General features: G+C 36.6%; 24 protein-coding genes. 9 read left to right on the forward strand and 15 right to left on the reverse strand.

Annotated features, from left to right (window positions below; translation table 11 throughout):
- Nucleotides 1-94 precede the first annotated feature (94 nt).
- From rodA to purH, 6 genes are all read right to left on the reverse strand, one after another.
- Nucleotides 95-1354 carry a rod shape-determining protein RodA gene (gene rodA, locus ACFO3O_RS12935; protein ID WP_379979448.1) on the reverse strand — a complete coding sequence of 420 codons (1260 nt, stop codon included), beginning with the start codon at nucleotides 1352-1354 and terminating at the stop codon, nucleotides 95-97.
- A gap of 2 nt (nucleotides 1355-1356) precedes the next feature.
- Nucleotides 1357-3273, reverse strand: coding sequence for a penicillin-binding protein 2 (mrdA, locus tag ACFO3O_RS12940; RefSeq protein ID WP_379979450.1), 1917 nt, complete (start codon nucleotides 3271-3273; stop codon nucleotides 1357-1359).
- Nucleotides 3270-3776 carry a rod shape-determining protein MreD gene (locus ACFO3O_RS12945; RefSeq protein WP_379979452.1) on the reverse strand — a complete coding sequence of 169 codons (507 nt, stop codon included), beginning with the start codon at nucleotides 3774-3776 and terminating at the stop codon, nucleotides 3270-3272. Before ACFO3O_RS12945 ends, mrdA begins: the two co-directional genes overlap by 4 nt.
- Nucleotides 3766-4599 (reverse strand): rod shape-determining protein MreC, encoded by an 834-nt coding sequence (gene mreC / locus ACFO3O_RS12950; RefSeq protein WP_379979454.1) that lies wholly within the window; start codon nucleotides 4597-4599, stop codon nucleotides 3766-3768. Before mreC ends, ACFO3O_RS12945 begins: the two co-directional genes overlap by 11 nt.
- Before the next feature lie 14 nt (nucleotides 4600-4613).
- On the reverse strand, nucleotides 4614-5642 hold the full coding sequence (locus ACFO3O_RS12955) for a rod shape-determining protein (protein WP_379979456.1): 1029 nt from the start codon (nucleotides 5640-5642) through the stop codon (nucleotides 4614-4616).
- Nucleotides 5643-5751: 109 nt separating this feature from the next.
- A complete protein-coding gene (gene purH, locus ACFO3O_RS12960; RefSeq protein ID WP_379979458.1) occupies nucleotides 5752-7284 on the reverse strand; it encodes a bifunctional phosphoribosylaminoimidazolecarboxamide formyltransferase/IMP cyclohydrolase in 1533 nt (510 codons plus the stop codon).
- Nucleotides 7285-7429: 145 nt separating this feature from the next.
- On the opposite strand from purH, the gene ACFO3O_RS12965 reads away from it, so the two are divergent.
- A complete protein-coding gene (locus ACFO3O_RS12965) occupies nucleotides 7430-8689 on the forward strand; it encodes an ABC transporter permease (protein WP_379979460.1) in 1260 nt (419 codons plus the stop codon).
- A gap of 78 nt (nucleotides 8690-8767) precedes the next feature.
- Here the strand turns inward: ACFO3O_RS12965 and ACFO3O_RS12970 are convergent, their stop codons facing one another.
- On the reverse strand, nucleotides 8768-9223 hold the full coding sequence (locus tag ACFO3O_RS12970; RefSeq protein ID WP_379979462.1) for a GAF domain-containing protein: 456 nt from the start codon (nucleotides 9221-9223) through the stop codon (nucleotides 8768-8770).
- Nucleotides 9224-9258: 35 nt separating this feature from the next.
- Between ACFO3O_RS12970 and xrtF the strand changes: the two genes are divergently transcribed.
- The 4 genes from xrtF to ACFO3O_RS12990 are packed head-to-tail and all read left to right on the forward strand — an operon-like array spanning nucleotide 9259 to nucleotide 11083.
- Nucleotides 9259-9822, forward strand: coding sequence for an exosortase family protein XrtF (xrtF, locus tag ACFO3O_RS12975; protein WP_379979464.1), 564 nt, complete (start codon nucleotides 9259-9261; stop codon nucleotides 9820-9822).
- A complete protein-coding gene (locus ACFO3O_RS12980; RefSeq protein WP_379979466.1) occupies nucleotides 9819-10253 on the forward strand; it encodes an exosortase F system-associated membrane protein in 435 nt (144 codons plus the stop codon). Before xrtF ends, ACFO3O_RS12980 begins: the two co-directional genes overlap by 4 nt.
- Before the next feature lie 33 nt (nucleotides 10254-10286).
- Nucleotides 10287-10838, forward strand: a complete 552-nt coding sequence (locus ACFO3O_RS12985) for a DUF3347 domain-containing protein (protein ID WP_379979468.1) — start codon at nucleotides 10287-10289, stop codon at nucleotides 10836-10838.
- Nucleotides 10839-10870: 32 nt separating this feature from the next.
- The gene (locus ACFO3O_RS12990; protein WP_379979470.1) at nucleotides 10871-11083 is read left to right on the forward strand and encodes a hypothetical protein; all 213 of its coding nucleotides are present in this window, start codon (nucleotides 10871-10873) and stop codon (nucleotides 11081-11083) included.
- A 16-nt stretch (nucleotides 11084-11099) separates the two neighbouring features.
- Here the strand turns inward: ACFO3O_RS12990 and ACFO3O_RS12995 are convergent, their stop codons facing one another.
- The 8 genes from ACFO3O_RS12995 to miaB form a co-directional block, all read right to left on the reverse strand.
- Nucleotides 11100-12845 (reverse strand): redoxin domain-containing protein, encoded by a 1746-nt coding sequence (locus ACFO3O_RS12995; protein WP_379979472.1) that lies wholly within the window; start codon nucleotides 12843-12845, stop codon nucleotides 11100-11102.
- A gap of 183 nt (nucleotides 12846-13028) precedes the next feature.
- Nucleotides 13029-14660, reverse strand: coding sequence for a chaperonin GroEL (gene groL, locus ACFO3O_RS13000; protein WP_379979474.1), 1632 nt, complete (start codon nucleotides 14658-14660; stop codon nucleotides 13029-13031).
- A 130-nt stretch (nucleotides 14661-14790) separates the two neighbouring features.
- Entirely contained in the window at nucleotides 14791-15066 is a 276-nt protein-coding gene (locus ACFO3O_RS13005) for a co-chaperone GroES (protein ID WP_379979476.1), read from the reverse strand.
- A gap of 179 nt (nucleotides 15067-15245) precedes the next feature.
- Nucleotides 15246-15593, reverse strand: a complete 348-nt coding sequence (secG, locus tag ACFO3O_RS13010) for a preprotein translocase subunit SecG (RefSeq protein ID WP_379979478.1) — start codon at nucleotides 15591-15593, stop codon at nucleotides 15246-15248.
- On the reverse strand, nucleotides 15590-16510 hold the full coding sequence (locus ACFO3O_RS13015; protein ID WP_379979480.1) for a hypothetical protein: 921 nt from the start codon (nucleotides 16508-16510) through the stop codon (nucleotides 15590-15592). Before ACFO3O_RS13015 ends, secG begins: the two co-directional genes overlap by 4 nt.
- Complete coding sequence (locus ACFO3O_RS13020) at nucleotides 16510-17025, reverse strand: LptE family protein (RefSeq protein WP_379979482.1); 516 nt, start codon at nucleotides 17023-17025, stop codon at nucleotides 16510-16512. Before ACFO3O_RS13020 ends, ACFO3O_RS13015 begins: the two co-directional genes overlap by 1 nt.
- A gap of 73 nt (nucleotides 17026-17098) precedes the next feature.
- Entirely contained in the window at nucleotides 17099-18364 is a 1266-nt protein-coding gene (locus ACFO3O_RS13025) for a sigma-54 interaction domain-containing protein (protein WP_379979484.1), read from the reverse strand.
- A gap of 67 nt (nucleotides 18365-18431) precedes the next feature.
- Nucleotides 18432-19886 (reverse strand): tRNA (N6-isopentenyl adenosine(37)-C2)-methylthiotransferase MiaB, encoded by a 1455-nt coding sequence (miaB, locus tag ACFO3O_RS13030; protein ID WP_379979486.1) that lies wholly within the window; start codon nucleotides 19884-19886, stop codon nucleotides 18432-18434.
- A gap of 151 nt (nucleotides 19887-20037) precedes the next feature.
- On the opposite strand from miaB, the gene ACFO3O_RS13035 reads away from it, so the two are divergent.
- The 4 genes from ACFO3O_RS13035 to ACFO3O_RS13050 all read left to right on the forward strand — a co-directional run bounded on the left by ACFO3O_RS13035 (nucleotide 20038) and on the right by ACFO3O_RS13050 (nucleotide 24095).
- Nucleotides 20038-20874 (forward strand): hypothetical protein, encoded by an 837-nt coding sequence (locus tag ACFO3O_RS13035; protein WP_379979488.1) that lies wholly within the window; start codon nucleotides 20038-20040, stop codon nucleotides 20872-20874.
- Nucleotides 20875-21002: 128 nt separating this feature from the next.
- Entirely contained in the window at nucleotides 21003-21893 is an 891-nt protein-coding gene (locus tag ACFO3O_RS13040) for a lipid A-modifier LpxR family protein (protein WP_379979490.1), read from the forward strand.
- 99 nt (nucleotides 21894-21992) lie between these two features.
- Nucleotides 21993-23234, forward strand: coding sequence for an LVIVD repeat-containing protein (locus tag ACFO3O_RS13045; RefSeq protein ID WP_379979492.1), 1242 nt, complete (start codon nucleotides 21993-21995; stop codon nucleotides 23232-23234).
- A gap of 90 nt (nucleotides 23235-23324) precedes the next feature.
- Nucleotides 23325-24095 (forward strand): hypothetical protein, encoded by a 771-nt coding sequence (locus ACFO3O_RS13050; protein WP_379979494.1) that lies wholly within the window; start codon nucleotides 23325-23327, stop codon nucleotides 24093-24095.
- Nucleotides 24096-24248 lie beyond the last annotated feature (153 nt).

The following is a 24248-nucleotide window of genomic DNA, read 5'->3' on the forward strand; positions in this document are numbered from 1 at the left end:
AAGAGCGAAGCGATCTATTTTCTTTTATAGATGGCTGAGCGATATTGAGTATCGAAAATACATAGCGACTGAGAGGCACAAAATTGTATCGAAGTCACCATTCATTCACTCGATTTCCATCTAATTTAATAAACGTAAAAAGTAGTATAGTAAACCCCCAAAAGCCGGAACCGCCGTAGCTGAAGAAGGGGAGCGGTATTCCTATAGTAGGAAGTAGACCTGTAACCATCCCTACATTTACCGTAAAGTGTATAAAAATAATACCCGCAACACTATAGCCATAAATACGACTAAAGTCATTTTTCTGTTTTTCAGAAAGCTGTATAATTCGTAGAATGAGAAGCACAAAAAGTACAACCACGAGCGCACTGCCTAAAAATCCCCATTCTTCTCCTACAGCGCTAAAAATATAATCGGTGTCTTGTTCAGGTACAAATTTACCTGTTGTTTGAGTTCCTTGTAAAAAACCTTGACCAGTCCACCCACCATTCCCAATGGCAATTTCACTTTGACGCGTATTATATCCTATACTTTGGGTGTCGACTTCCTTACCTAAAACAATATTAAAACGATCTCTGTGACGCTGTTGGAATACATTTTCAAAAATATAATTTACAGAAAAAGAGAATAAAGTACAGGCTGTGATAATGCCGATATACATCAATTTGGAAGGGCGCTTTTTTCTGTTTTTTAGAAAAAGTAATAAGGCAATAATTGCTACTCCAAGTGCAATATATAACGGTCCAAATAATAAGGTAAGCACAAATAAAGTAATCACAGAAGCACCAAAAATAAGATATACAGCAGCAATTCCTTCTCTATATAATGGGAAAAAGAAGGCAGCATAAACAAGAGCACTCCCTGGATCTGGCTGAGGAATAATTACAAGTGCAGGAATCGCAATGATAAGAAAAGCTCTGAGTTGATCGCGTAAGGTCTTTATATTAGTCTGGATGTCACTAAGGTATTTTGCTAAGGCAAGGGCTGTGGCTACTTTGGCAAATTCACTAGGTTGCAATGTAAAAGAACCAAAGGCAAACCAACTTGTAGCGCCGTTTATATTTTTACCTAACGGAAATAGGAGAAGTAATGATACAATAGCAACCACATAAATCAAACTAGAAAAACGTTCAAAAAATTTACTGTCTAGAAATAAAATAAAGGTAATGATTACAAATCCTAAACCAATCCAGATTAATTGTTTGAAATGTAGATTATCTAGGCTAAAAAAGTTCTCTACTTCAGGATTATAGGATGCCGAGTATATACTCAACCACCCTATGCTAATTAACGCTAAATACAATACAATAAGCACCCAGTCAAAACTACCTACACTTCGGGATCCAGTACTCATGGTTATTGATTTTCTTCAGCCAAAAATTTAGCACTTATTTTTTTTCCATCATTTATAGGGAAAGGTCTACCTAATAATGGTTTTTCGTATTCCTCCTCAAGGCTATGAGTAAGCACCCAGTTCTCTAGATCTTTTCGTGTCACTTCTCCTTTAATGTATTTTTCGATCATAATAGAGGCAATACGACCTCCAAATCGCGAACCCCAATATCCATTTTCAACAAAAACGGCGATAGCTATTTTAGGATCGTCTTTGGGGGCAAAAGCAATAAATACTGAGTGATCTGTGAGTTGTACCGTTCTTCCGTCAATTTTCATTTTGTTTTCAGCGGTACCTGTTTTTCCACATATCTCTATACCAGGTACTTTTAGAAAATTTGCAGTACCTGCACTATAATTGTATACATTATTAAGTCCCTCTATAACAGGTTCAAAATGTTTTGGGTCAATGGTAGTGACTTGTTTCTCTTTGTAAATGGAAGGAATGGTATCTACACCTCCAATATTTTTTATAATATGAGGCTTATAGTACCAGCCTCTATTAGCAATAGCCGCTGTAAAATTGACCATTTGCATAGGGGTCATTAATATTTCTCCTTGACCTATGGCATTTGAAATCGTTGCCGTAGTTCCCCATCTATACGTAGGATAATTATATATCTTATTGTAACGGCTTGCACTAGGGATTAACCCTCTTCTCCCCGTAGGAAGATCATATCCCATAAAATTGCCAAGTCCAAAACTTTCTAAATGTTTTCTCCAACTTTCAATACCCTCTTGCGGGGTATTATACTTGTCAATAGTATTGCGGTATACACTAGCAAAGTAGCTATTACAAGAATAAGCAATGCCATCTATAAGTTGTACAGGACTTTTATGATGGTGGCATCCCAATGGTTTTTTCCCCCCGTATCGGTAGCTTCCGTTACAATACACTTTATTTTCTGTAGTTACAACACCTTCTTGTAATGCAATAAGGGAAGTTAGTGCTTTGAAAGGAGAACCAGGAGCGTATTCTCCCAGAAGCACTCTGTCAAATAAAGGCTTTGCAATACTATCTGCGTCTAACCTAGTGTAGTTTTTAGAGCGTTCTCTTCCTACGAGTAAGGCAGGATCATAGTTGGGTGCTGCCACAAGGGCAAGAATTTCTCCAGTAGCTGGCTCTATGGCAACAATTCCTCCGCGTTTATTGACCATAAGCGCTTCTCCATATTTTTGAAGTTCTGCATCTATGGTTAATTGAATATTACGACCTGCAACTGGAAGTGTATCTAATGCTCCTTCTTTATAAGAGGCAATTACTCTATTAAATCGGTCTTTCTGAAATCTTTTAACGCCTTTTACACCTCGTAATACTTCTTCATATTGTTGTTCAACCCCTTGTCTTCCTATTAAATCCCCTGATTGATAATAAGGGTCATTTTTAATCATACTCTGGTTTACTTCTTGGATATACCCTAAAAAGTTAGCGCCAAAATCTATTTGATAATCTCGTAAAGAACGCTTTTGAATATAAAAACCTTCATATTTATGCATTTGCTCTCCGAGATACGCATAGTCCTCGGTAGACATCGTGGGAACTATCACTGCAGGAAGCCATGAGGCTCTTTTTCTTGCCCTTGTAAGTTCTCTAAGTAATTTATCTTTTTCAATCCCCAATAGTTTACATAGTCCTAGCGTGTCAAAAGGCTTTATATCTTTGGGGATAGCCATAAGGTCATACGATGGCTGATTAGAAACCAGTAATTTATTATTACGATCATAAATATGGCCACGTTGGGGATAATCATAAACTACTTTTATCGCATTGTTTTCTGATTTTATAGTAGCCGTTGTATCGTAAACCTGCAAATAGAAAAGCCTTCCCATAAATAATAGGCCGGTGCTAAGTACAATAGAAAGAAGTAATAATTTTCTCATTCTTTACGACTACTAAAAAGGATATTAAACAAGAGACATAAAATACTAGTGAATATACCTGTAAATAACGTTTTTTTCAAGATGTAAAGTATGTTTGAAGTGTTAAAAACCTCTAAAGAAAAGAGTACCAAGTGATGTATAAAAACAAGACTCGAAATGTATATGATTCGTTCGTATAAAGAAACGTTTGGAAGCTTAATAGCATTATACTCATAACTTACGCCAAAGGTAAGTCTAAGAGCAACGGGTCTAAAGTAAGCTATAAAAAGACAAGCAGCCGCATGTATGCCTCCACTATTTCCAAACATGTCTAACGTAAGTCCTGTCAAAAAAGCAATACACAGATACAGAGAGCGGTTGGCATTGAAAGGAAACACCAGAATGAATAATACGTATGGATATGGATTAATATATCCCAAAAAATCAATGTTATTAAACACAAAAATCTGTGCCAATAGTAGGGTGATGAAACGGATACTATTTGTGAGAAAGCTACTCTTCATCAGTATCGGTGTTTTCTAATGTTTTAATCTCTTTGATATCTCTATTTTCTATAACGTATACATGACCTAGGTTAGTCATGTCATTAAAAAGGCGTACAGATAATTCATAGAAATTTTTACTGTTGTCTAGTTTGAAATTTTCAATCGTTCCTACTGGGATTCCTTTCGGGAAAATAGCCGATCTCCCACTTGTTTCTATGGTGTCTCCTACTTTTACAGGAGCTTGTTCTTGCATGTCAATAACCGTTACTAGATTAGGATCTTCTCCACGCCACTCTAATGTGCCTTGATGATCTGATGAGCGTAACGTTACATTGGTTTTAAAATTAGTGTTGAGTATGGAGAGTACCGTGCTGTACTTGTTGGATGTTTTTTCGATAAACCCTACAATACCTTGACTTGTGATAACACCCATTTCTGGTCTAATACTATCTCTACGCCCTACTTTTAATGTGATAATATTATCTGTTTTGGAATAAAAATTCTTAAGCACTTTAGCAGGGGTGTAGGTAAATTGGCTTTCCGTTGCATTATAAAGCGTCAAAGAATCAACGGTAGGCATGAGTGAGCGAAGCCTTGATTCATTTTCGCGTAAGCGGGCATTTTCTTCTAATAACTGTTTATTATACGTTTTAAGATAAAAATAACCTTGTATGTTACTCACAGATTCATAGACACCTCCTGATAGGAAATTGGCCGAATTGATGAATTTACTCTTGTGATAGGAGTGTGATTGAATCGTAAATACAAGCGATAAAAAAAATAAAAAGGCAAACAGTAGGAAGTTCTTATTCCTTATCAAAAAATTGATGATCTGTTGCATGGGTCAACGACTAGTTATTTGATGAGTACGCTTTTGTATTTTGGGATATTCTTGAGGCAGATTCCTGTTCCTCGTACAACGGCTCTCAAAGGATCTTCTGCAATATATACAGGAAGATCTGTTTTTTGAGATAAACGTTTGTCAAGACCTCTAAGCATAGATCCTCCACCAGCAAGATAAATCCCTGTGTTGTAAATATCGGCAGCGAGTTCTGGAGGGGTTTGTGACAAGGTTTCCATTACAGCATCTTCAATACGTAAGATAGATTTGTCTAGTGCTTTTGCAATTTCTCTGTAGGAGATTTGTACTTGTTTTGGTTTTCCAGTAAGTAGATCACGTCCCTGTACACTCATTTCTTCTGGCGGTACTTCAAGATCTTCGGTAGCCGCTCCTATCTGAATTTTAATTTTTTCGGCACTGCGTTCTCCCACATAAAGGTTGTGTTGTGTGCGCATGTAGTATACGATGTCATTTGTAAATACATCTCCTGCAATCTTAACAGATTTATCACACACAATCCCTCCTAAGGCAATCACTGCAATCTCGGTGGTTCCCCCTCCAATATCTACAATCATGTTTCCTTTAGGTTGCATAATATCAACCCCGATACCAATGGCAGCTGCCATGGGTTCATGAATCAAATACACTTCTTTCCCATTGACACGCTCTGCACTTTCCTTTACTGCTCGCATTTCTACTTCGGTAATTCCAGAAGGAATACAGATCACCATACGTAGGGCGGGGGGGAATAATTTTTTCTTAAGGGCAGGGATTTCTTTAATAAACATACTGATCATTTGCTCACTTGCATCAAAATCAGCAATCACTCCATCTTTAAGCGGACGAATGGTTTTTATGTTCTCATGGGTTTTTCCTTGCATCTGTGCCGCTTCTTTTCCGACAGCAATAATCTTCTTTGTAGTGCGATCGCGGGCAACAATAGAGGGGCTATCTACCACCACTTTTCCGTTATGTATAATCAATGTATTTGCAGTACCAAGGTCAATGGCAATGTCTTCTGTAAGGAAATCAAAAAATCCCATAGGGCGGGTAGGGTATTAAAATTTTAAATCGGTTTGTCGTATTCTCTAAATGTACAAATAATATTATGTTTTTTACGCTTTCGCGAAAGCGTATTATCACCTAAAACAATTAATGTTTAAAATGGCGTATACCTGTCATGACCATTGCTAGGCTGTGCTCGTTGCAGTAATCTATCGTAAGTTGGTCCTTTATAGATCCTCCTGGCTGAATAACTGCTGTAATTCCTGCCTTATCTGCAATCTCTACACAATCTGGAAACGGAAAAAATGCATCACTTGCCATTACCGCTCCTTTTAGATCAAAATTAAACGAAGTTGCTTTTTCAATCGCTTGACGTAAGGCATCTACTCTTGAGGTCTGACCCGTACCACTCGCACAAAGTTGTTTGTTTTTACAAAGCACAATGGTATTAGACTTTGTATGTTTACATATTTTTGAAGCAAATAGTAAGTCTTCTAACTCATTATCTGTTGGTTTAGTATGTGTAGCGTGTTTTAAATTGTCTTCTGAGTCCGTTTGTGCATCTCTATCTTGAACCAGCGTTCCATTAAGACAGGTGCGCATCATAGTTTGCGGTAATGCAGTTTCTTTCTGAATAAGGATAATTCTGTTTTTCTTTCCTTTCAGAATAGCTAATGCGTCATCATCATAAGAAGGAGCAATGACTACTTCACAAAATAGCTTGTGGATTTCTTCGGCGGTAGCTTTGTCTATGGTATTGTTTGCAATCAGTACCCCTCCAAAAGCACTTGTTGGATCACCAGCCAATGCATCTACATAGGCGGTATGCATCGTATCACGTTGTGCAAAACCACAGGCATTGTTATGTTTTAGAATGGCAAAGGTAGGGGCTTCTCCAGTAAACTCGTTCATTAAGTTCACAGCTGCATCTACATCTAATAAGTTGTTGTAAGAAAGTTCTTTTCCATGAAGTTTATCAAACATGGCGTCAAAATCTCCAAAGAAGAAACCACGTTGGTGAGGGTTTTCTCCATAGCGAAGTACCTTTCCTTTATGCTCGCTTACTTTTAAGGCAGGAATCTCATGATCTGCATTAAAGTAATTGAATATAGCCGTATCATAATGAGAAGAAACACCAAAGGACTTCGCAGCAAATCGCTTACGATCTGCTAGTGTTGTGGTTCCTTCGCCATCAGTCATGAGTTGTAATACGTCTGCATAATCATCTACAGAAGATACACAAAGTGTGTCTTTAAAGTTTTTTGCAGCAGCACGAATTAAAGAAATTCCTCCAATGTCAATCTTTTCTATAATATCTTGTTCTGACGCTCCTGAAGCGACTGTTTTTTCAAATGGATATAAATCTACAATGACGATATCTAGCTGTGGAATCTCGTATTCTTTCATTTCAGCCACATCTCCTTCATGATCTTGTCTATTAAGAATGCCTCCAAATACTTTAGGGTGTAATGTTTTGACGCGCCCTCCTAAGATAGAAGGATAGGATGTAATATCTTCAACAGGGACGACAGGGATTCCTAGATCGTTAATAAATTTTTGAGTCCCTCCGGTAGAATATAAGGTAACTCCTAAGTCATGAAGCTTTTGAACTAGGGGTGCAAGGCCTTCTTTACTAAAAACAGAAACTAACGCGGAACTCGCTTTTTTTACGTCGCTCATTATAGAAATTTTATGTGATTTTGGATATGGGGCAAAAATAGCGATTTAACAGGTTATAGAAGGAGGTTTGATTGTATAAATTTGGCACTTTTGTAACATATTTTACCGATAGACGTCTTATCTTTAAATTTTCCAAAATATATCGATGTTTATTTACTTCCGTGTACTTAAAGAAAGCTTCCGTTTTGCAGTAAATGCATTACGTAATAATAAGCTCCGAACATTCCTTTCTCTCATGGGAGTCACGGTGGGTATTTTTTCAATCATTGGGGTACTTGCTGCGGTAGATTCTTTAGAAAGACAAATTAAAAGTAGCCTTTCATCACTTGATCAAAGCACTATTATATTATGCCACGTGTCTTTTGGGCCTACAGAAGTCCCTCGATGGAAAAGAGAGCAATTTCCTCTAGTTACATATGAAGAGTATCAGTATCTTAAACGTAGCCTATCCAATACAAAAGCAATTTCCTATGTACTAAATGTGCCTTCGCAAACCATAAAATATAACGATGAAACCCTTGAGCGTGTTCAGGTTGGAGCCACAACACATGAGTATTATGATATAGAATCATTACAGTTTCAAGAAGGTCGATTTTTTAATGAATCAGAATCTATAAGTGGATCTAATGTTATTGTTATTGGAGATGAAATCAGAAATCAACTTTTTGGAGAAGGTGGAAATGCGATAGGGAAGAAAATAAAAATATTTAGTCGAAAACTTACGGTTATAGGCGTCCTTAAAAAAGAAGGAAACGCCTTAGGAGACTCAAAAGATGAAGCTGTAATCCTCCCAGTTAATTTGACGAGAAAAATTTACGGAGATAATAATAGGTCTACATTCCCTCAAGTAATTATACTTCCAGAGTCAGATGTAGATAATGAAGAGTATCTCGCTTTGCTGGATCAAAAATTACGTTTAAAAAGAGGAATCAAAACAAGTGATATAAGTAATTTTTTTACAAATCAATTTAAAGGCCTTGCTGATTTTATAGATGGAATTATCAGTGTTCTAAAAAGCATAGGTTGGGGCATAGGAGCATTTGCTTTATTAGTTGGTGGTTTCGGAATAGCAAATATTATGTTTGTGAGCGTTAAGGAGCGTACCAATCTTATTGGGATTCAAAAGGCGCTTGGTGCCAAACGCCGTTTTATCTTATTCCAATTTCTATTTGAATCAATACTCCTCTCTATTTTTGGAGGTCTTATAGGGATGTTTTTAGTATGGCTTATTGCAGTAGGTTTAAACTCATCTGGAGTTACAGGTGATTTTAAATTTGTGCTTTCATTGGCTAATATTTTTCTAGGACTTTCAGTGACCTTTTTTATAGGAATTGTCGCTGGAATTGTTCCTGCCATAAGTGCTTCACGATTAGATCCCGTTGAAGCCATACGGACAGGAATGTAAAACATCGATACATAAAACATAAAAATCCCAAACATATGAATTAACTATTCGTACGTTTGGGATTTCTTTTTTGTGTAATTATAAGATGGTTACGACTTGTTCATTTACCCATTCTAAAAAACGCTCATCCTCTTCTGTAAAAGGGTTTGGGGTGTTTGAATCTATATCTATCTGTCCAATGTTTCTACCTTCTTTAAAAAGGGGGACTACAATCTCACTCTTTACGGTAATACTGCAGGCAATATAATTATCTTGTGCGGCAACATCTGGTACGACAAAATTTTCATTAGACACTGCCACTTGACCACAGATTCCCTTCCCAAAAGGAATCACGGTATGGTCTGTAGGTTCTCCTACATAGGCTTCCAGATGTAATGTTTGTGTATCGTGATTTGCAAAATAAAAACCTACCCAATTATAATAAGGAATAGAGCTGCGCAAAGCGCCACAGATTTCAGTCAATCTTTCTTTTGTTGATAGTGTTGTTTTTGATACAATTGCACTAACTTCTTTTTTTAAATCTTCAAAAGCCATTTTTAATGTATTTTTGGGGTATAAACTTCAGTGAGTTGTTCAAATTAATAAACAAATATAAGTCGGTATTACGTTTTATCCTTACGTTTGTGGGAAGTTATTTTATACTAGTTTTAGTCTATAATCTATACCTTACCTACGGCGCTAGCGACACGTATTACCCCGATATTATCACACATACTGTCGCGCAACAGAGTGAATCTGTGATAAATACATTGGGATATGATATAAAAGTAGAGCCTAGTAAAGTAGTGCCAGCTATGAATCTCATTATGGATAATAAGGTGTTAGCTTATGTCGTAGAAGGATGTAATGCTGTCAGTGTAATGCTTCTATTTATCTCTTTTATGCTTGCTTTTTTTGATGGTTGGAAGCGAACGTTGTTATTCATTTTTGGAGGTGTTGCCCTTATTTATGGAATGAATATCATTCGGATAGCGTTACTTACCATAGGGATTTATGAATATCCAGCATATACAGAACTGCTCCATGGGACTATTTTTCCAGCGGTTATTTACGGTACCGTATTTCTACTTTGGTTAGGGTGGATTCGGTCGTATAAAAAACAGCCTAGCATTAAAAAAGAACTTGTAGAATGAGACTAGTGCTACGCGCCTTCGTTATTTTTTTATGCTTTTTTGGGTTTGCTTTTATACGCTTTCGCGAAAGCGAACTCTTCTACGACCCCCTTATATTATTTTTTAAAAGTAATTACCAAAGCTTGTCCCTGCCAGATATGGAAATGGGAAAACTATACCTACATCTGTTTTTGAGATATCTTCTCAACACAGCACTCTCTCTAATAGTACTATGGTTCATTTTTAAGGAGCGGGGTATGATTATATTTGCAGCGCTTTTTTATGGAATGGTGTGCGTTATATTACTGCTTGTACTTAGTGTTTTGTTTAAAACACAAGAAATAGGGGAGTATCTGCCTATTTTTTATGTAAGACGATTTTTAATACAACCCATCTTGTTGTTTATGCTATTGCCTGCATTTTATTATTACCGAAAAGCGAGTAATTCTTAATCAGATTGTATCTTTGTAAGAAAGTATCTTCCGATGAAAAAATATGTATATCTTCTCGCAATAGTGGCCTTTTTTTCTTGTAAAGAAAATGCCCCTGAAACAAAAACAGCTCCTTCACAATCTGTAGAAGAGGTAACTCCCCAACAGCGTGATTTAAATGAAACTAATACGACGGTTGAGGTCGTCTTTGAAGACGAAAAATTCACAGAAATTTACAATGCGTATTTGGATTTGAAAGCCAGTTTGGTGAATACAGATGCTTCAAAAGCAAAAGAAGCAGCAATAGCCATGTCTGCTAAAGTTGGAGAAAAATACAAAGCTGAAAACTTGCAAGAAGCTTTAGGAGCTTTGCAAGGCAGTGCAACCGTAAAAGAGCTACGTATTGCTTTTGAGAATGTATCTGCAATTGTAGAAAACTTGATTGCTGATAACAAAATTATTTCGGGCGCTGTTTATAAGCAATATTGCCCAATGGCTTTCAATGGAAAAGGGGCTTACTGGCTGTCAAATTCTAATGAAGTGCGTAATCCCTATTTTGGAGATCAAATGCTTAAATGTGGGGTTGTCGAAAAGGAGATTAAATAGCTTCATTCCATTGCCTTTTTGGAATACCAACTATGAAAAAACGAAAACTGAGTACCCTTCAAATACTCACCATTGCTTTCTTTGTGATGTGCCTCATTTGGGAGCGTAACATCCAACTGTATTTAAGTGAGCATGGTTTAGAAAACACGCTACAAACGCGGAAGGATTTATGGGTGAGTCTTCCTATTCTTGCATTGGGTCTTTTCTTCTCTATCCGTCAGTGGAAAAGAAATAAAAGACAGTAGTGAGTTCTAAAAAAAATTACTCCTCTGCAATCGTGTAATTGACAAGCCCCATAAACATCTCGTCGCTACTTTGATACCCAAAGGTAACTTCTTTGGATGGGTCTGGATTTAAAGGATTCTGAAAAGAATTGTCAAACACGCCTTCAGCTTTTATTACCGTTCCTTTTGGTAAAAAAATAGGCGCTGTGTAATTGTAGACCAATTGCCAATTAAAGTCAAAATCGGGGACAGAGATCATATCCACCACTTCACCGTCAGGTTTTGTAGCCGTAATTTTCATTTGCTTGCCGCGAAAATGCATATGCGGGAAAATACTATGCACGTACACGTCTTCTGTGATCTTATCCTCTGCAGTGATAGGTATTCTTTTTTCGTAGGGTTGAATTTCAAATTCATCAGAAAAAACACCTAAGGAGTAATACTGTTTTGCAGGTTTTTCTTTATGATAGTATAGGTGAATCTTCGTTACATCTTCTTCTTCTCTTCCCGTAGTCGTATAATGCGTCTGAATGATCAATTCAATATCCTTGTCAATATAAATTCCAGAGTTTTCTGGAAAGATAGTTGACTTAGAGGTGCCGCTTGCCACTACAGCGATAAGATTATCAATCCATTGTCTTTCTGGCCGGTCAACGACAAGTTGCGGTTTTGAAGAACTCGCCAGTGTAGCATGGTGTACCACTTTGGGATTGCCTGGAACAATCGTAACGCCAGCCAACCATTTACCTTCTGGGAGATTAAATTTAATCCTTTGATGACGATAATCAATAATACCTGTTGCGGGAATGATTTCTTTTTTAAGAACAATCGTAGTGTCTGGAATCAATGTTGTTTCTGGGATAAGTGCTTCTTTGGGAATCAATCTTTTTAACGGATCGTCACCGGTTCCATACGGCATGCCCTCTTGAATCCAACGGACTAATTTGCGTCTGTCTTTTTCTGCAATCGCAAACGAATTATCAAAAGAACCGATAGCAGGATCTGCTTTCCAAGGAGGCATACGTTTGCTTAGCATGACTTGCTCTATCATCGCAGACCAACCTACTATTTTATCATAATCTGTCATCGACCATGGAGCGACACCTCCATCTACATGGCATCTCACACAATGATTGGTAAGGATGGGAGCGATATCGTGCGTAAATGTTAGCGTATCTTTTTCTAATGTTTTCCGTCTCGTCACGCGACAACCTCTTGCAACTTCTTCTTTGGCAATGGGAGTTTGATTAGTGGCAATCGCATTCAAAGCATCTCTCAAATACGTTTCGGTAGGCGTTGCTTTCTGAGTTTCATAATCCAACCGATTATTTAATGGCCCTCTATACATAATTTCTCTAGAAGTGGGATCTAGAACAATAGCCTCTGCTGTGATGGTGATATCTAAGGCGTCTGCAATAAGTTGTGCATCATCATACAGCACAGGAACCTCAAACTTGAAATCAGTGAGTTCTTTTGCAATGGATGCACGATCATCTTGCATATTACTATTAACCATAAAAAACGTAAAACCTTTTGATTGATAGTCATCTACAATTTTATGAAAATCTGTTAATGCATTTCGCACGATAGGACAGCTATTTCCTTGAACAAATAAAACAATCGCTTTACTGTCATTATAGGTTGAGAGTCTATGAAAATCACCTTGGGCATCATATAATGCGTAATCGTTTATTCTCGCATCAGGGATGGCTACGGGAGTTTCTTGACAAGAAAGAAAGCAACAGCATATAATACAGAAGTAAAAGAGTTTTTGCGTCATCATTAGTGCAAAAATAATTAAAAAGGAATGGAAGTTCCGTATCTATTTATTCATATTGCGATATCCTAGTTTTATTAGATAAAAAAAGGTCTTTACTTAGCGTAAAGACCCTTTTGAAAACTTGTAAATTGGCAATTAGCTGCTTTTTGAGAGTGAAGCTATAGATTTGCCTGCCGTGTTACGGCATTACATCATGCCTGGCATCCCGCCGCCGCCCATAGGAGGCATTGCAGGTGCATCTTCTTTAATATCTGTAAGCGCACACTCAGTGGTAAGGATCATTCCAGATACAGAAGCTGCGTTTTCTAAAGCAACACGTGTTACTTTTTTAGGATCGATAATCCCCGCTTTAATCATATCAGTATATTCTCCATTTTTTGCATTGTAACCAAAGTCTTTTTTACCTTCCATTACTTTTGCAATCACCACAGAACCTTCGCCACCTGCGTTTGAAACAATGGTGCGTAAAGGCGCTTCGATAGCACGATTTACTATTTGAACACCTGTTGCCTCATCTGCATTGATCGTTTTTATTTTGTCTAGAGCTGCTTTTGCACGTACAAGTGCTACACCTCCACCAGCAACAATACCTTCTTCTACAGCAGCGCGTGTTGCATGTAAAGCATCGTCTACACGGTCTTTTTTCTCTTTCATTTCAACTTCAGAAGCTGCGCCTACATAAAGCACCGCAACACCTCCTGCTAATTTTGCAAGACGTTCTTGAAGCTTTTCTTTGTCATAGTCACTAGTAGTCGTTTCTATCTGAGATTTGATTTCGCCTACACGTGCTTTGATCATTTTCTTATCTCCAGCTCCGTTAACAACTGTTGTGTTATCTTTATCTATAGTCACTGTTTCAGCAGTACCAAGCATATCGATTGTAGCATTTTCTAAGGTAAACCCACGCTCTTCAGAGATGACAGTTCCTCCTGTTAAAATAGCAATATCTTCTAGCATTGCTTTGCGACGATCTCCAAAACCAGGTGCCTTTACAGCGGCGATTTTAAGAGCTCCACGAAGTTTGTTTACCACAAGCGTTGCAAGTGCTTCTCCGTCTACATCTTCAGCGATGATAAGAAGTGGTTTTCCTGTTTGAGCAACTGGCTCTAACACAGGAAGTAAATCCTTCATAGAAGAGATTTTCTTGTCAAAAAGTAAGATGTATGGGTTGTCTAATTCTGCATGCATTTTTTCGCTATTTGTCACAAAGTATGGAGATAAAAATCCACGGTCAAATTGCATTCCTTCTACAACATCTACGTAGGTTTCTGTTCCTTTGGCTTCTTCTACGGTGATCACACCTTCTTTCCCTACTTTTCCAAAAGCTTCTGCAATCAATTCTCCAATCACACTATCGTTATTGGCAGAGATGGCAGCTACTTGTTGTATTTTTTCTGAAGAGTTGCCCACTTTTGTTGTTTGCTTCTCTAGGTGTTCTGTGATGGCAAGAACGGCTTTGTCGATACCGCGTTTTAGATCCATTGGATTAGCGCCAGCTGCAACATTTTTAAGTCCTTCTTTTACGATGGCTTGTGCAAGTACGGTTGCTGTTGTTGTTCCGTCTCCTGCAAGATCGTTGGTTTTAGACGCTACTTCTTTTACCATTTGAGCCCCCATATTTTCTAGAGGATCCTCTAATTCTATTTCTTTTGCAACGGTCACCCCATCTTTGGTTACTTGTGGTGCACCAAATGATTTACTTATAATTACATTACGACCTTTAGGACCTAATGTTACTTTTACTGCGTTTGCTAATGCATCTACTCCGCGCTTAATACCGTCACGTGCTTCGATGTCAAATTTTATATCTTTTGCCATGATAATTATTTGTTGTCATTTCCGCGAATGCGGAAATCTTATAATTTGTTAATTGAGTTTTAATCACGATTTATACGCTTTCGCGAAAGCGGACTATGTTATACACTAAAATAGTCTGGTGATTGAGGTATTATACGATTGCAAGAATGTCATCTTCTTTCATGATCATATAATCTTTACCGTCTAGTTTAAGCTCGGTACCAGCGTATTTTCCATAAATAACAATATCACCTGTTTTTACAGTCATATCGTGGTCTTTTTTTCCAGAGCCTACGGCAACAACTTTTCCTTTTTGTTGTTTTTCTTGTGCGCTATCTGGGATATAAAGTCCAGATGCTGTTTGAGTCTCTGCTGGTAGTGGTTCTATCACTACACGATCAGCAAGTGGTTTAATGTTTAAAGCCATTTTTTGATTCGTATTTATTAAGGTTAAATAAGTTAAATTTTGTCTGCTGTTTACAAGTCAGAAACTATGCCAGTAGTGGTATGCTGACAAATTTACAGCGGTCAATGACAAAGGGTGTCAAACAAAAAATGCCAACTTGAAAAGTTGGCATTTTGTTAGTTGTATTTACTACTGATTTCTTAACCTTCAGGTTGCGTTGTTGTGTCATCACCAGTAGTGGTAGGGATGTCAATAGGAGCTTCAATAGGCGTCGCATTTTCATCTAGTATTTGTGACTCACCTTCTCTATCTCCAAAAATAGAAATGTTACTGAGTAAGATCAATACTAATAAAAGTGTTGCTAGTCCCCACGTTGCTTTATCTAAAAAGTCTGTTGTTTTTTGAACACCTCCAAGTTGTTGGGTTCCTCCTCCTCCAAAAGAAGAAGATAATCCTCCGCCTTTAGGATTTTGTACCATAATTACTACGACTAGTAAAAAAGCTACTATGACGATTAATACTAAAAATATATAAAATGCAGTACTCATAATTCTTTATTTTCTTCTAATTGATCTATTGCTCGAATTTGGTCTGCAAAGAAACTACTTTTTTCCGGATATTTCAAACTTAAAATTCGATAAGCTTGCTTTGCTTTTTTGTAATTTTTTTGTTCTACGTAAACGCGCGCCAAAGTCTCTGTCATAAGGGCTTCAGAGGGCATGAGGGATTCTTTTGCAAGGTTTTTTTTAGAGGAAACCGTAGATGGCGAAAATGCTATCTTAGGATTGGACGCTATAAAAGAGTCGATAATCTCTTGTTTGCGTTTTTTATCTGTGATGGTTGTTTCCCCTTTGTTAGATTCCTCAGGTGTCTGATCTTCGCTGTCTTTATCTGAGGATGAAGGTGTCGTTTTTTCTGGCTGTGTTTCTTGTGTTGGAGTGTCTCTCTCAATAGGAGAAAATCGAGATAGTTGCAACCATTCCTGAAAAGAATGCACTTCATTTGTGTTAAATGCTAACGGTTTTCCAACAGAGAGCACTTCTTTTGGAGAGCGTTTTGTGATTTCAGAATTCTCTTTTTCTACAAATAAATTAGGATCGAGAATTTTTGAAGCTTTTTCTTGTTCCTCTTTTTGCACTTGTAAGGATACATCTTGTAAGTCATCTACCTCTAGTGTTCGTAGATGTGTGTCTTGCGCTTTTATTTGGGTACTGATTTCATTTTGCTCAAACAACTCAGAAGTGATGTATTCAAATAATACAGCTCTGTCAGTTGTATGAGCAGCAGTCACTTTTAAGGCTTTGTTATACGCAAAACTTTCTTCGTTTTTCAGTCCCTTGAGATAAAGTGCATGCGCGCTTTGAAAATAAGGAAACTCAGCGATCAAACTTCGTATAGCTGTCGTATGTGAACTTGAGATATGTTCAGGATGTTCTAGTAGGTATGTGAGTGCTTGCGTATTCATTACCATTTTGCCAATGATTCATTGACAATATCTTGTGTGATACGTTCAAAAATTTCTTCTAGCGCTATGTCAAGATCAGTCCCAATTAACTGCGTAGTGGCTGGAACATCAGCAAAGAAAGAAAATCGTTTTTCAAAATCATCTTCGCCATCTGTTTTTGTATTGTTGTAATAGCGCACATTTACAGCAATTGTGAGTCTGTTTTGTGCAGCGGTGTTTTCTGAAGTAGAAGCTTGTGGTGCAATATAATACTCTACTATTTCTCCTTCAAAAAGAAGTTCTCCATTATCAGAAACTAGACTTAAATTGGTTTGATCTTGAATCAAATCTTGTAATGCAAATGTGAAGGTACGATCAATACCTGGCTCTACAATAGGCGCCTGATTTTGAAAGAAGTTGACCTGAAATGTTTTGATGTCTTCACTTATAGATATTCCACTAAAGGAATAAAAGCCGCACCCTTGAAAGGTGAGGCAACATAAAAAGGCACATAGTATCGTTGTTGTTTTTTTCATGTTTATTTTTATACCGATATAACGGCTAGGGTCTGTTAAAGTTCGTTAAGTAATATACAAGGATCTTGTAAATTTATAAATCAAATTGTTTAATCTTTCTGTATAAGGTGCGTTCGCTTATTCCTAACTCATCTGCAGCTGCTTTACGCTTTCCTTTATGACGTTCTAGAGATTTTTTAATAAGCTCTAATTCTTTGTCATGTAAAGAAAGGGTTTCCTCTTCCTCAATTTCTTCAGCAAAGTGATAGGGGTCTTCTTTAGTGTCTAGGGTAGGCGGTGCTTTTACTGGCGTTGCTTGTTCTGGAATTTGTAATACTTCCATTACCTCTTCAGCGGTGTCATAGGAGTCTTCCTTTTTGTAAATTTTATTAATCAAGGATTCGTTTTCCTCTCTCACATCTTCTGTATTCCCATGTTTCATGAGTTCTAGTGTGAGTTTTTTGAGATCGTTCAGATCAGATTTCATATCAAATAATACTTTATATAAAATCTCACGTTCATTTGAAAAATCTGAGGATTCTTTTTTGTTATTAATAACTGCAGGAAGTTTACTTCCTGAGTCTGGTAAATAATTACTGATGGTGTCTGCGGTGATAGAGCGATTTTGTTCTAAAACAGAGATTTGCTCTGCGACATTACGGAGTTGCCTGATATTACCCGGCCATCTGTATTGGGTGAGTAGCTTTGTAGCCTCTTCGTCAAGACGAATCGTTGGCATTTTATACTTCATAGCAAAGTCTGAAGCAAACTTTCTGAAGAGTAAATGAATATCATTTCTACGTTCTCTTAAAGGTGGGAGTCCAATCTCTACCGTACTTAATCTATAATAGAGATCTTCTCTAAATTTACCCTCTTTAATCGCTTCAAACATTTCTACATTGGTAGCAGCTACGATGCGAACATCTGTTTTTTGGGTTTTGGAAGATCCTACTTTTAAGAATTCTCCATTTTCAAGGACACGAAGTAATCGTACTTGTGTGGGTAGTGGGAGTTCACCAACTTCATCCAAGAAGATAGTTCCTCCATCGGCGACTTCAAAGTAACCACTTCTGGTTTGAGTTGCACCCGTAAAAGCTCCTTTTTCGTGACCAAAAAGTTCACTATCTATCGTTCCTTCGGGGATAGCCCCACAGTTAACAGCAATATATTTATTGTGTTTTCTATGTGATAAGGAATGGATAATTTTTGGAATACTTTCTTTACCCACACCTGATTCACCTGTGACCAATACTGAAATATCTGTTGGAGCCACTTGAATGGCTTTTTCAATAGCACGGTTGAGTTTAGGATCATCTCCTATGATCCCGAATCGTTGTTTTGTGGTTTGTATTCCTTCCATATGTGTTCCCTTGTAGAGGGTGTCTTTTTATACGCTTTCGCGAAAGCGTACGTATTCTTTTTACCATTTATTCCTGCCAGTACGGAGCATATCCAGTAGCTTCTCCTATGAGTGTCCCAGTGGTACATTCCGTTACTTTGACGGTTACATAATCACCAATTTTATAATTGCCTTTTGGGAAAACCGCAACAATGTTTTGATCATTACGACCGCTCCATTCGTCAGCGTTTTTCTTAGATTCCTTTTCTATAAGAATTTCAATGTTTTGGTGTAAGTAATTTTTTAGATTTTTTCTTGAAAGTTCTCTCTGTAAATCAATCACTTCTTGCAAGCGACGTTTTTTAGTCTCCAACGGAATATCATCTTCCATTTTACGCTCTGCCAGTGTGCCAGGACGTTCTGAATAGTAAAACATAAAACCGTAGTCGTACTTTACGTAGTTCATTAAGTCTAGGGTATCTTGATGATCTGCCTCGGTTTCTGTAGGAAATCCAGTGATCATATCTTGGCTGATTCCAATATCTGGGATAATACGTTTAATATTATCTATAAGTGTTCTGTACTCGGCAGCGGTGTGCTGGCGATTCATTAATTTTAATATACGATCGCTTCCGCTTTGTACAGGTAAGTGAATGTAATTGCAAATGTTTTTATGTTTAGCCATCACCTCAATGACATCTAGGGTCATGTCTTGGGGATTACTTGTAGAAAAACGGATCCGTAATTTAGGATACGCCTTTGCTACCATGTCCATAAGCTGTGCAAAATTTACAGATGTAGCTTTTGCCATTTCGCTCGCTTTTTCAAAATCCTTTTTAAGACCGCCGCCATACCATAGGTATGAATCTACGTTTTGTCCAAGAAGTGTCACTTCTTTATATCCTTTGGATACAAGATCTTTTACTTCTTCTAGGATAGATTGCGGGTCCCGACTACGCTCTCTCCCGCGTGTAAAGGGAACAACGCAAAATGTACACATATTATCACATCCTCTGGTGATGGATACAAATGCAGTGACTCCATTAGTTTGTAAACGTACAGGTGAAATATCTCCGTAGGTTTCTTCTTTGGATAAAATCACGTTAATCGCATCTCTACCTTCTTCTACTTCGCTTAAAAGATTTGGGATGTCTTTATAAGCGTCAGGTCCTACAACAAGGTCTACAATTTTTTCTTCTTCTAAAAATTTGCTTTTTAAACGCTCAGCCATACATCCTAAAACGCCTACTTTCATGTTTGGGTTTTCCTTTCTTTTTATGGCTTGATACTTTTCTAGGCGCTTGCGTACAGTTATTTCTGCTTTTTCTCTAATAGAGCAGGTGTTGACAAGCACTAAATCTGCTTCTTCAAGTTTTTGGGTAGTGTTGTATCCCTGTTCTGCAAGTATAGAGGCTACCACTTCACTATCGGAAAAATTCATTTGGCACCCGTAACTTTCTATAAAAAGCTTTTTAGTGTTACTTGCATTTCCTGTTACGGTTAACGCTTCTCCTTGTTTATGTTCGTCGATTATTTTTTCCATTCTATTGATTGACACTCTAATAATTGTCAATGATCATGCAAAGATACAGATTAGATTGTATTGTGACAAAGTGTCAGTTTTATTTTTGAAGCTAGTTTTTACTATTTTAGGGTTTTATTTGGTAGAATCATCAAAAAACAAATTAGCTGGTATGCGTAAAGGACTTTTTTTAATAGCAATTGCTTTTTTTTTATTTTCTTGTAAAGAGTCCTCTGTAAATCCTCCAAAATCTTATATATACGTGGCGCATACGCGACTCAATACGAATGATAGTGTGTATCACAAAGTGTATGATATTGATTTTTCAACATATGATATGACATTGTTAGGAGGTGATCTGGCTTTAAGCTCTTTTTCTGGAAAAACGATAACACCTCATTTAGATAGTATTTTTGATTTTAAAAGCCCTACAACACTTTGGAGTGTAGGAAATCACGATAATACATCTGATAAGAAATTTTATGCAACGACACTCAAGAAAAAATATCATGCATATCAGAAAGATGATGTAACCTTTATCACTTTAAATTCTCAGGATAGCCTAAGTTCTATAGTAGGAGGTCAAAAGGATTTTTTGTTTTCAGTGCTTGATACTATTCAGACGCGCTCTGTATTATTAATGTCGCATAAGTTGATTTTTATGAATGATCATCCCATACTAGATGCAAGAATAGCCAAAGTGTGTAATGCAAATAAAGGGGAATGTTATCATTGTCATAATGTCAATAATTTTTATCAAGACATATATCCCAAGCTCTTAGAAGTAAAAAATAGAGGGATTCAAGTGTTATGGGTTGGTGGAGATTTAGGGTATAAAACTTCTGAATTTGAATATGTAGATGACCAAGGAATTGTCTTTTTAGGAAATGGGTTTTGGTTTCCAAAAGATTGGAATAAGGCACTGATTTTTTCAAAAGCAACCGAAGAGCAACTTTCCTATAAATTTGTTCACATAGATTCTTTATTGAAAAATCAGGGAAGCAAATAAAAATCACTTTCTAAATAATTTTCTATTTTTTTTCGACAAACAAATCGTTATCATTTTAATTTTATAAAAAATAGTTGTTGTATGTGTACATTCTTAAATGTTGATCTATTTTGAGAAATATAATATTCTTGCTTATTTTTCCATGTATGTCTCTTTTTTCTCAAGAGCCCTATAAACAGCAAGTGCTACTACAACATGATAATGACTTTCTTTTTGCAATAGACCGTTATTATACCGCAGGAACTTTTATAGGGTATAGTCGTTTGCTTGAAGGGAGTTTTATATTCAATAAGGGAGAAGATACACCTATCCAATTAGACCTTAGATTAGGACAGGAAACCTATACGCCTAGAGAATTATTTGAAAGAGATTTTGATCTTTTAGAAAGACCGTATGCAGGGTATTTATTTGTATCAGGAATGGTGTCTAAAGTTCAAAAATCTCACATGTGGACATTGCAAGGAGAGCTTGGGCTGGCAGGGCCTCAATCTTTGGCTGGAGATTTTCAAATAAAATATCATAAAATCATTGATACATTTATTCCTGTCTGGGAAGGAGAAATAGCCAATAGCGTTCACCTTAATTTTAAGGGAACGTATAGTGCAGACATTTCTCTAGATGCAGCATATTGGCTTAAGGATATTTTTCTGAAATCGACAGTTTCTCTAGGAACTCGACTCACATTTTTGGAGCAAGAAGTGCGGGCATTTATAGGAAAACGTTCATCTTTAGCAACAAGTAGTGCTTTTAATCGAATAGGCTCCGAACGTGAATTTTATGGATATATAGGCATTGCATATCGCTATGTAATCAACAATGCGCTCATAGAAGGACATCCTCTTGGAGATGACTCTCCATTTACATTAGATGCAGTTTCTTCTATTGGAAAGTTTACTTCTGGGATTGTGTACAGAAAAGACCAGATGACGTATAGTATGGCGTATCATTTTACCACTAAGGAAACAGCGAGAGAAGGTCGTTTACAATATGCAACAATAACAATAGCTAGATTGTTCTAGTTTAAGTAAATGTTAACAATTGTATTAAAGACGCAACCATTTTATTGTTCTGGAGTCTTAAATAGTATATACTATTAAGATATTAAGACTAAAGCAATCATGAAAAAAAATACGTTCCTTTTATTCATAAGTGTACTCACCTTGTTTCTTTCTTGTAAGGATGATGATACTAGATTTGAAACTAGAATTATTGCCAATGCTGTACTTGAGAGCAAGGATGTAGTTCGGGCCTCTGTTGCAGTGGAGACAGAGCGTCCTATCAACGAATCGGGAAAAATATATACCTATACAAATTATGTTTTTGTAAATGATCGTAATCTAGGCGTGCATGTTATTGATAATCGTATTCCTGAAAATCCTCAAAAAATAGCTTTCCTGAAAATTCCAGGAAATTTTGATATTGAGGTACGTAATGACATTTTATATGCTGATAGTTATACTGACTTAGTCTTGTTTAATATTGCTGATATAGATAATATTACTCTTATAGATAGGTATGAAGATGTATTTAATGATTTTGGTTTCTCACTAGCTGCTATCACAGAATCTTTTGATCAAATAGATTATGGGAATTATAATCCTTCAGAGTCTTTTGTAGTGGGTTGGACATATTCAGAAATCCAAGTTGAGATTCAGGATTTTGGAGATGATATTTTTCTGGAAGATGCAGCAGTTACTTCTGGTGATGTAACTGGACAGGGAGGGTCTTTTGCTAGATTCAAGATTGTAGATTCATATCTATATGTAGTAGATTTTTCAGATCTCTATGTTTTTGACATTAGTACACTAGGTGTTTCAAGCTTAGTTGGACAGCAAGGAATTGGATGGCAAATAGAAACGATCTTTAACAGAGATGATTACCTCTATATTGGTAGTCAAAATGGAATGCTTATATACAATATAGAAGATAGAACACAACCTCAATATGCTTCAGAAATTAATCATTTGCAAGGATGTGATCCCGTGGTAGTAGATGGCGATTATGCGTATCTTACACTAAGAGGTGGAAATACCTGTGGTCAACAATTAAGCATCCTAGAAGTCATTAATATAGCTGATAAAAACAATCCATACAGTGTTCGTGAATATAGCATGCAAGAACCTTACGGGTTAGGTATTAAAGAAGATTTATTATTTGTGAGTGATGGTCCTAATGGATTTCATATCTATGATAAAAGTAGTCCTGAAGAATTAGTGCTTCTCGAAGTCATAGAGGATATTAATGTATTTGATGTGATTCCTCTTGAAGATAAACTACTGGCTATTGCAAACAATACACTATATCAATATACATACGAAGAAAATGGACTTTCATTACTTAGTGAGTATGTGATTAATTAAAATTGCTATAAAATCGTAAAAAGAGTGCTGTTCTATACGGCACTCTTTTTTATGTCATATATTCTATTATTTTTGCTCAAAATTCACATAATGACATTTTTGCAAATCCAAGAAAAAATAAATAAAAACAACCCAGTTGATTTTGGGGATGTATTTGGTGAGGCTATTAATTTATTTCAGAAGGTATGGCTTCAGGGGTTTTTGCTATTAGTGTTAAGTTTTCTTATTCAATATGGACTGTCTTTACTTATGTACATTCCAGCGATAGCATTAGAGTTTATTGTAGACGATCAAGCCCTTGAGGGAGATTTTAATATTGTAGCAATTCTTGTAATGATATTGTTTTTAGTGTTGTATTTGGTCACATTGATTGTTGTAACAACATTTAACTTTGGACTTCAAGCTGCTTTTTACAGAATAGTTAGAGTAAAAGAAAGAAACAAACGAGCAGAACTAGGTATTAATTTTGGTATGTTTTTTAAAAAGAAGCATATTAAAAAACTATTTATATTTTCTATGGCTCAGGCAGGAATTGGGATTTTAGCTTTTATGCTCTGCGTTATCCCGATTCTCTATGTTTTTATACCATTACAGTTTGCTCTTATCATTTTTGCATTTCATCCAGATTTAACCATTAATGAGATCTACAAAGCAGCCTTCAATTTAGGAAATGCCAAGTGGGGCGTCACTTTTGGACTCGTATTTGTTTCTGGGATATTGGCATCTATAGTAGGACTCGTAGCTTGTTTTATTGGGATTTATTTTACGCTTTCATTTGTATACCTTCCTGCGTATTTAGTGTATAAACGAGTAGTCGGATTCTATGAAGATGACGATGCGATAGCTCAAATTGGGGCCTAGTATTTTTCTTTTTTATACGCTTTCGCGAAAGCGTATATAATTTAAAATCAATAATTTAGTGTACTTTTTTTTAAAGTATTTTTCAATGATTTGCACTACTTAGATTTTTTAATTAAATATTTCATCTACTTTTGTAATCCCAAAAAAAAGAAA

It is taken from the genome of Dokdonia ponticola (genome assembly GCF_042653865.1).
Classification (GTDB): Bacteria; Bacteroidota; Bacteroidia; order Flavobacteriales; family Flavobacteriaceae; genus Dokdonia; species Dokdonia ponticola.

What these genes read in the sequence shown, in the direction of transcription:
- rodA (WP_379979448.1), bottom strand. Translation starts at nt 1,354, where the DNA reads ATGAGTACTGGATCCCGAAGTGTAGGTAGTTTTGACTGGGTGCTTATT.
- miaB (WP_379979486.1), bottom strand. Translation starts at nt 19,886, where the DNA reads ATGGAAAAAATAATCGACGAACATAAACAAGGAGAAGCGTTAACCGTA.
- groL (WP_379979474.1), bottom strand. Translation starts at nt 14,660, where the DNA reads ATGGCAAAAGATATAAAATTTGACATCGAAGCACGTGACGGTATTAAG.
- ACFO3O_RS12980 (WP_379979466.1), top strand. Translation starts at nt 9,819, where the DNA reads ATGAGACTAGTGCTACGCGCCTTCGTTATTTTTTTATGCTTTTTTGGG.
- ACFO3O_RS13045 (WP_379979492.1), top strand. Translation starts at nt 21,993, where the DNA reads ATGAAAAAAAATACGTTCCTTTTATTCATAAGTGTACTCACCTTGTTT.
- ACFO3O_RS12970 (WP_379979462.1), bottom strand. Translation starts at nt 9,223, where the DNA reads ATGGCTTTTGAAGATTTAAAAAAAGAAGTTAGTGCAATTGTATCAAAA.
- ACFO3O_RS12965 (WP_379979460.1), top strand. Translation starts at nt 7,430, where the DNA reads ATGTTTATTTACTTCCGTGTACTTAAAGAAAGCTTCCGTTTTGCAGTA.
- secG (WP_379979478.1), bottom strand. Translation starts at nt 15,593, where the DNA reads ATGAGTACTGCATTTTATATATTTTTAGTATTAATCGTCATAGTAGCT.
- ACFO3O_RS12985 (WP_379979468.1), top strand. Translation starts at nt 10,287, where the DNA reads ATGAAAAAATATGTATATCTTCTCGCAATAGTGGCCTTTTTTTCTTGT.
- purH (WP_379979458.1), bottom strand. Translation starts at nt 7,284, where the DNA reads ATGAGCGACGTAAAAAAAGCGAGTTCCGCGTTAGTTTCTGTTTTTAGT.
- ACFO3O_RS13025 (WP_379979484.1), bottom strand. Translation starts at nt 18,364, where the DNA reads ATGGAAGGAATACAAACCACAAAACAACGATTCGGGATCATAGGAGAT.
- mreC (WP_379979454.1), bottom strand. Translation starts at nt 4,599, where the DNA reads ATGCAACAGATCATCAATTTTTTGATAAGGAATAAGAACTTCCTACTG.
- ACFO3O_RS13015 (WP_379979480.1), bottom strand. Translation starts at nt 16,510, where the DNA reads ATGAATACGCAAGCACTCACATACCTACTAGAACATCCTGAACATATC.
- ACFO3O_RS12990 (WP_379979470.1), top strand. Translation starts at nt 10,871, where the DNA reads ATGAAAAAACGAAAACTGAGTACCCTTCAAATACTCACCATTGCTTTC.
- ACFO3O_RS12945 (WP_379979452.1), bottom strand. Translation starts at nt 3,776, where the DNA reads ATGAAGAGTAGCTTTCTCACAAATAGTATCCGTTTCATCACCCTACTA.
- ACFO3O_RS13005 (WP_379979476.1), bottom strand. Translation starts at nt 15,066, where the DNA reads ATGGCTTTAAACATTAAACCACTTGCTGATCGTGTAGTGATAGAACCA.
- ACFO3O_RS13050 (WP_379979494.1), top strand. Translation starts at nt 23,325, where the DNA reads ATGACATTTTTGCAAATCCAAGAAAAAATAAATAAAAACAACCCAGTT.
- ACFO3O_RS12995 (WP_379979472.1), bottom strand. Translation starts at nt 12,845, where the DNA reads ATGATGACGCAAAAACTCTTTTACTTCTGTATTATATGCTGTTGCTTT.
- ACFO3O_RS13020 (WP_379979482.1), bottom strand. Translation starts at nt 17,025, where the DNA reads ATGAAAAAAACAACAACGATACTATGTGCCTTTTTATGTTGCCTCACC.
- ACFO3O_RS12955 (WP_379979456.1), bottom strand. Translation starts at nt 5,642, where the DNA reads ATGGGATTTTTTGATTTCCTTACAGAAGACATTGCCATTGACCTTGGT.
- ACFO3O_RS13035 (WP_379979488.1), top strand. Translation starts at nt 20,038, where the DNA reads ATGCGTAAAGGACTTTTTTTAATAGCAATTGCTTTTTTTTTATTTTCT.
- mrdA (WP_379979450.1), bottom strand. Translation starts at nt 3,273, where the DNA reads ATGAGAAAATTATTACTTCTTTCTATTGTACTTAGCACCGGCCTATTA.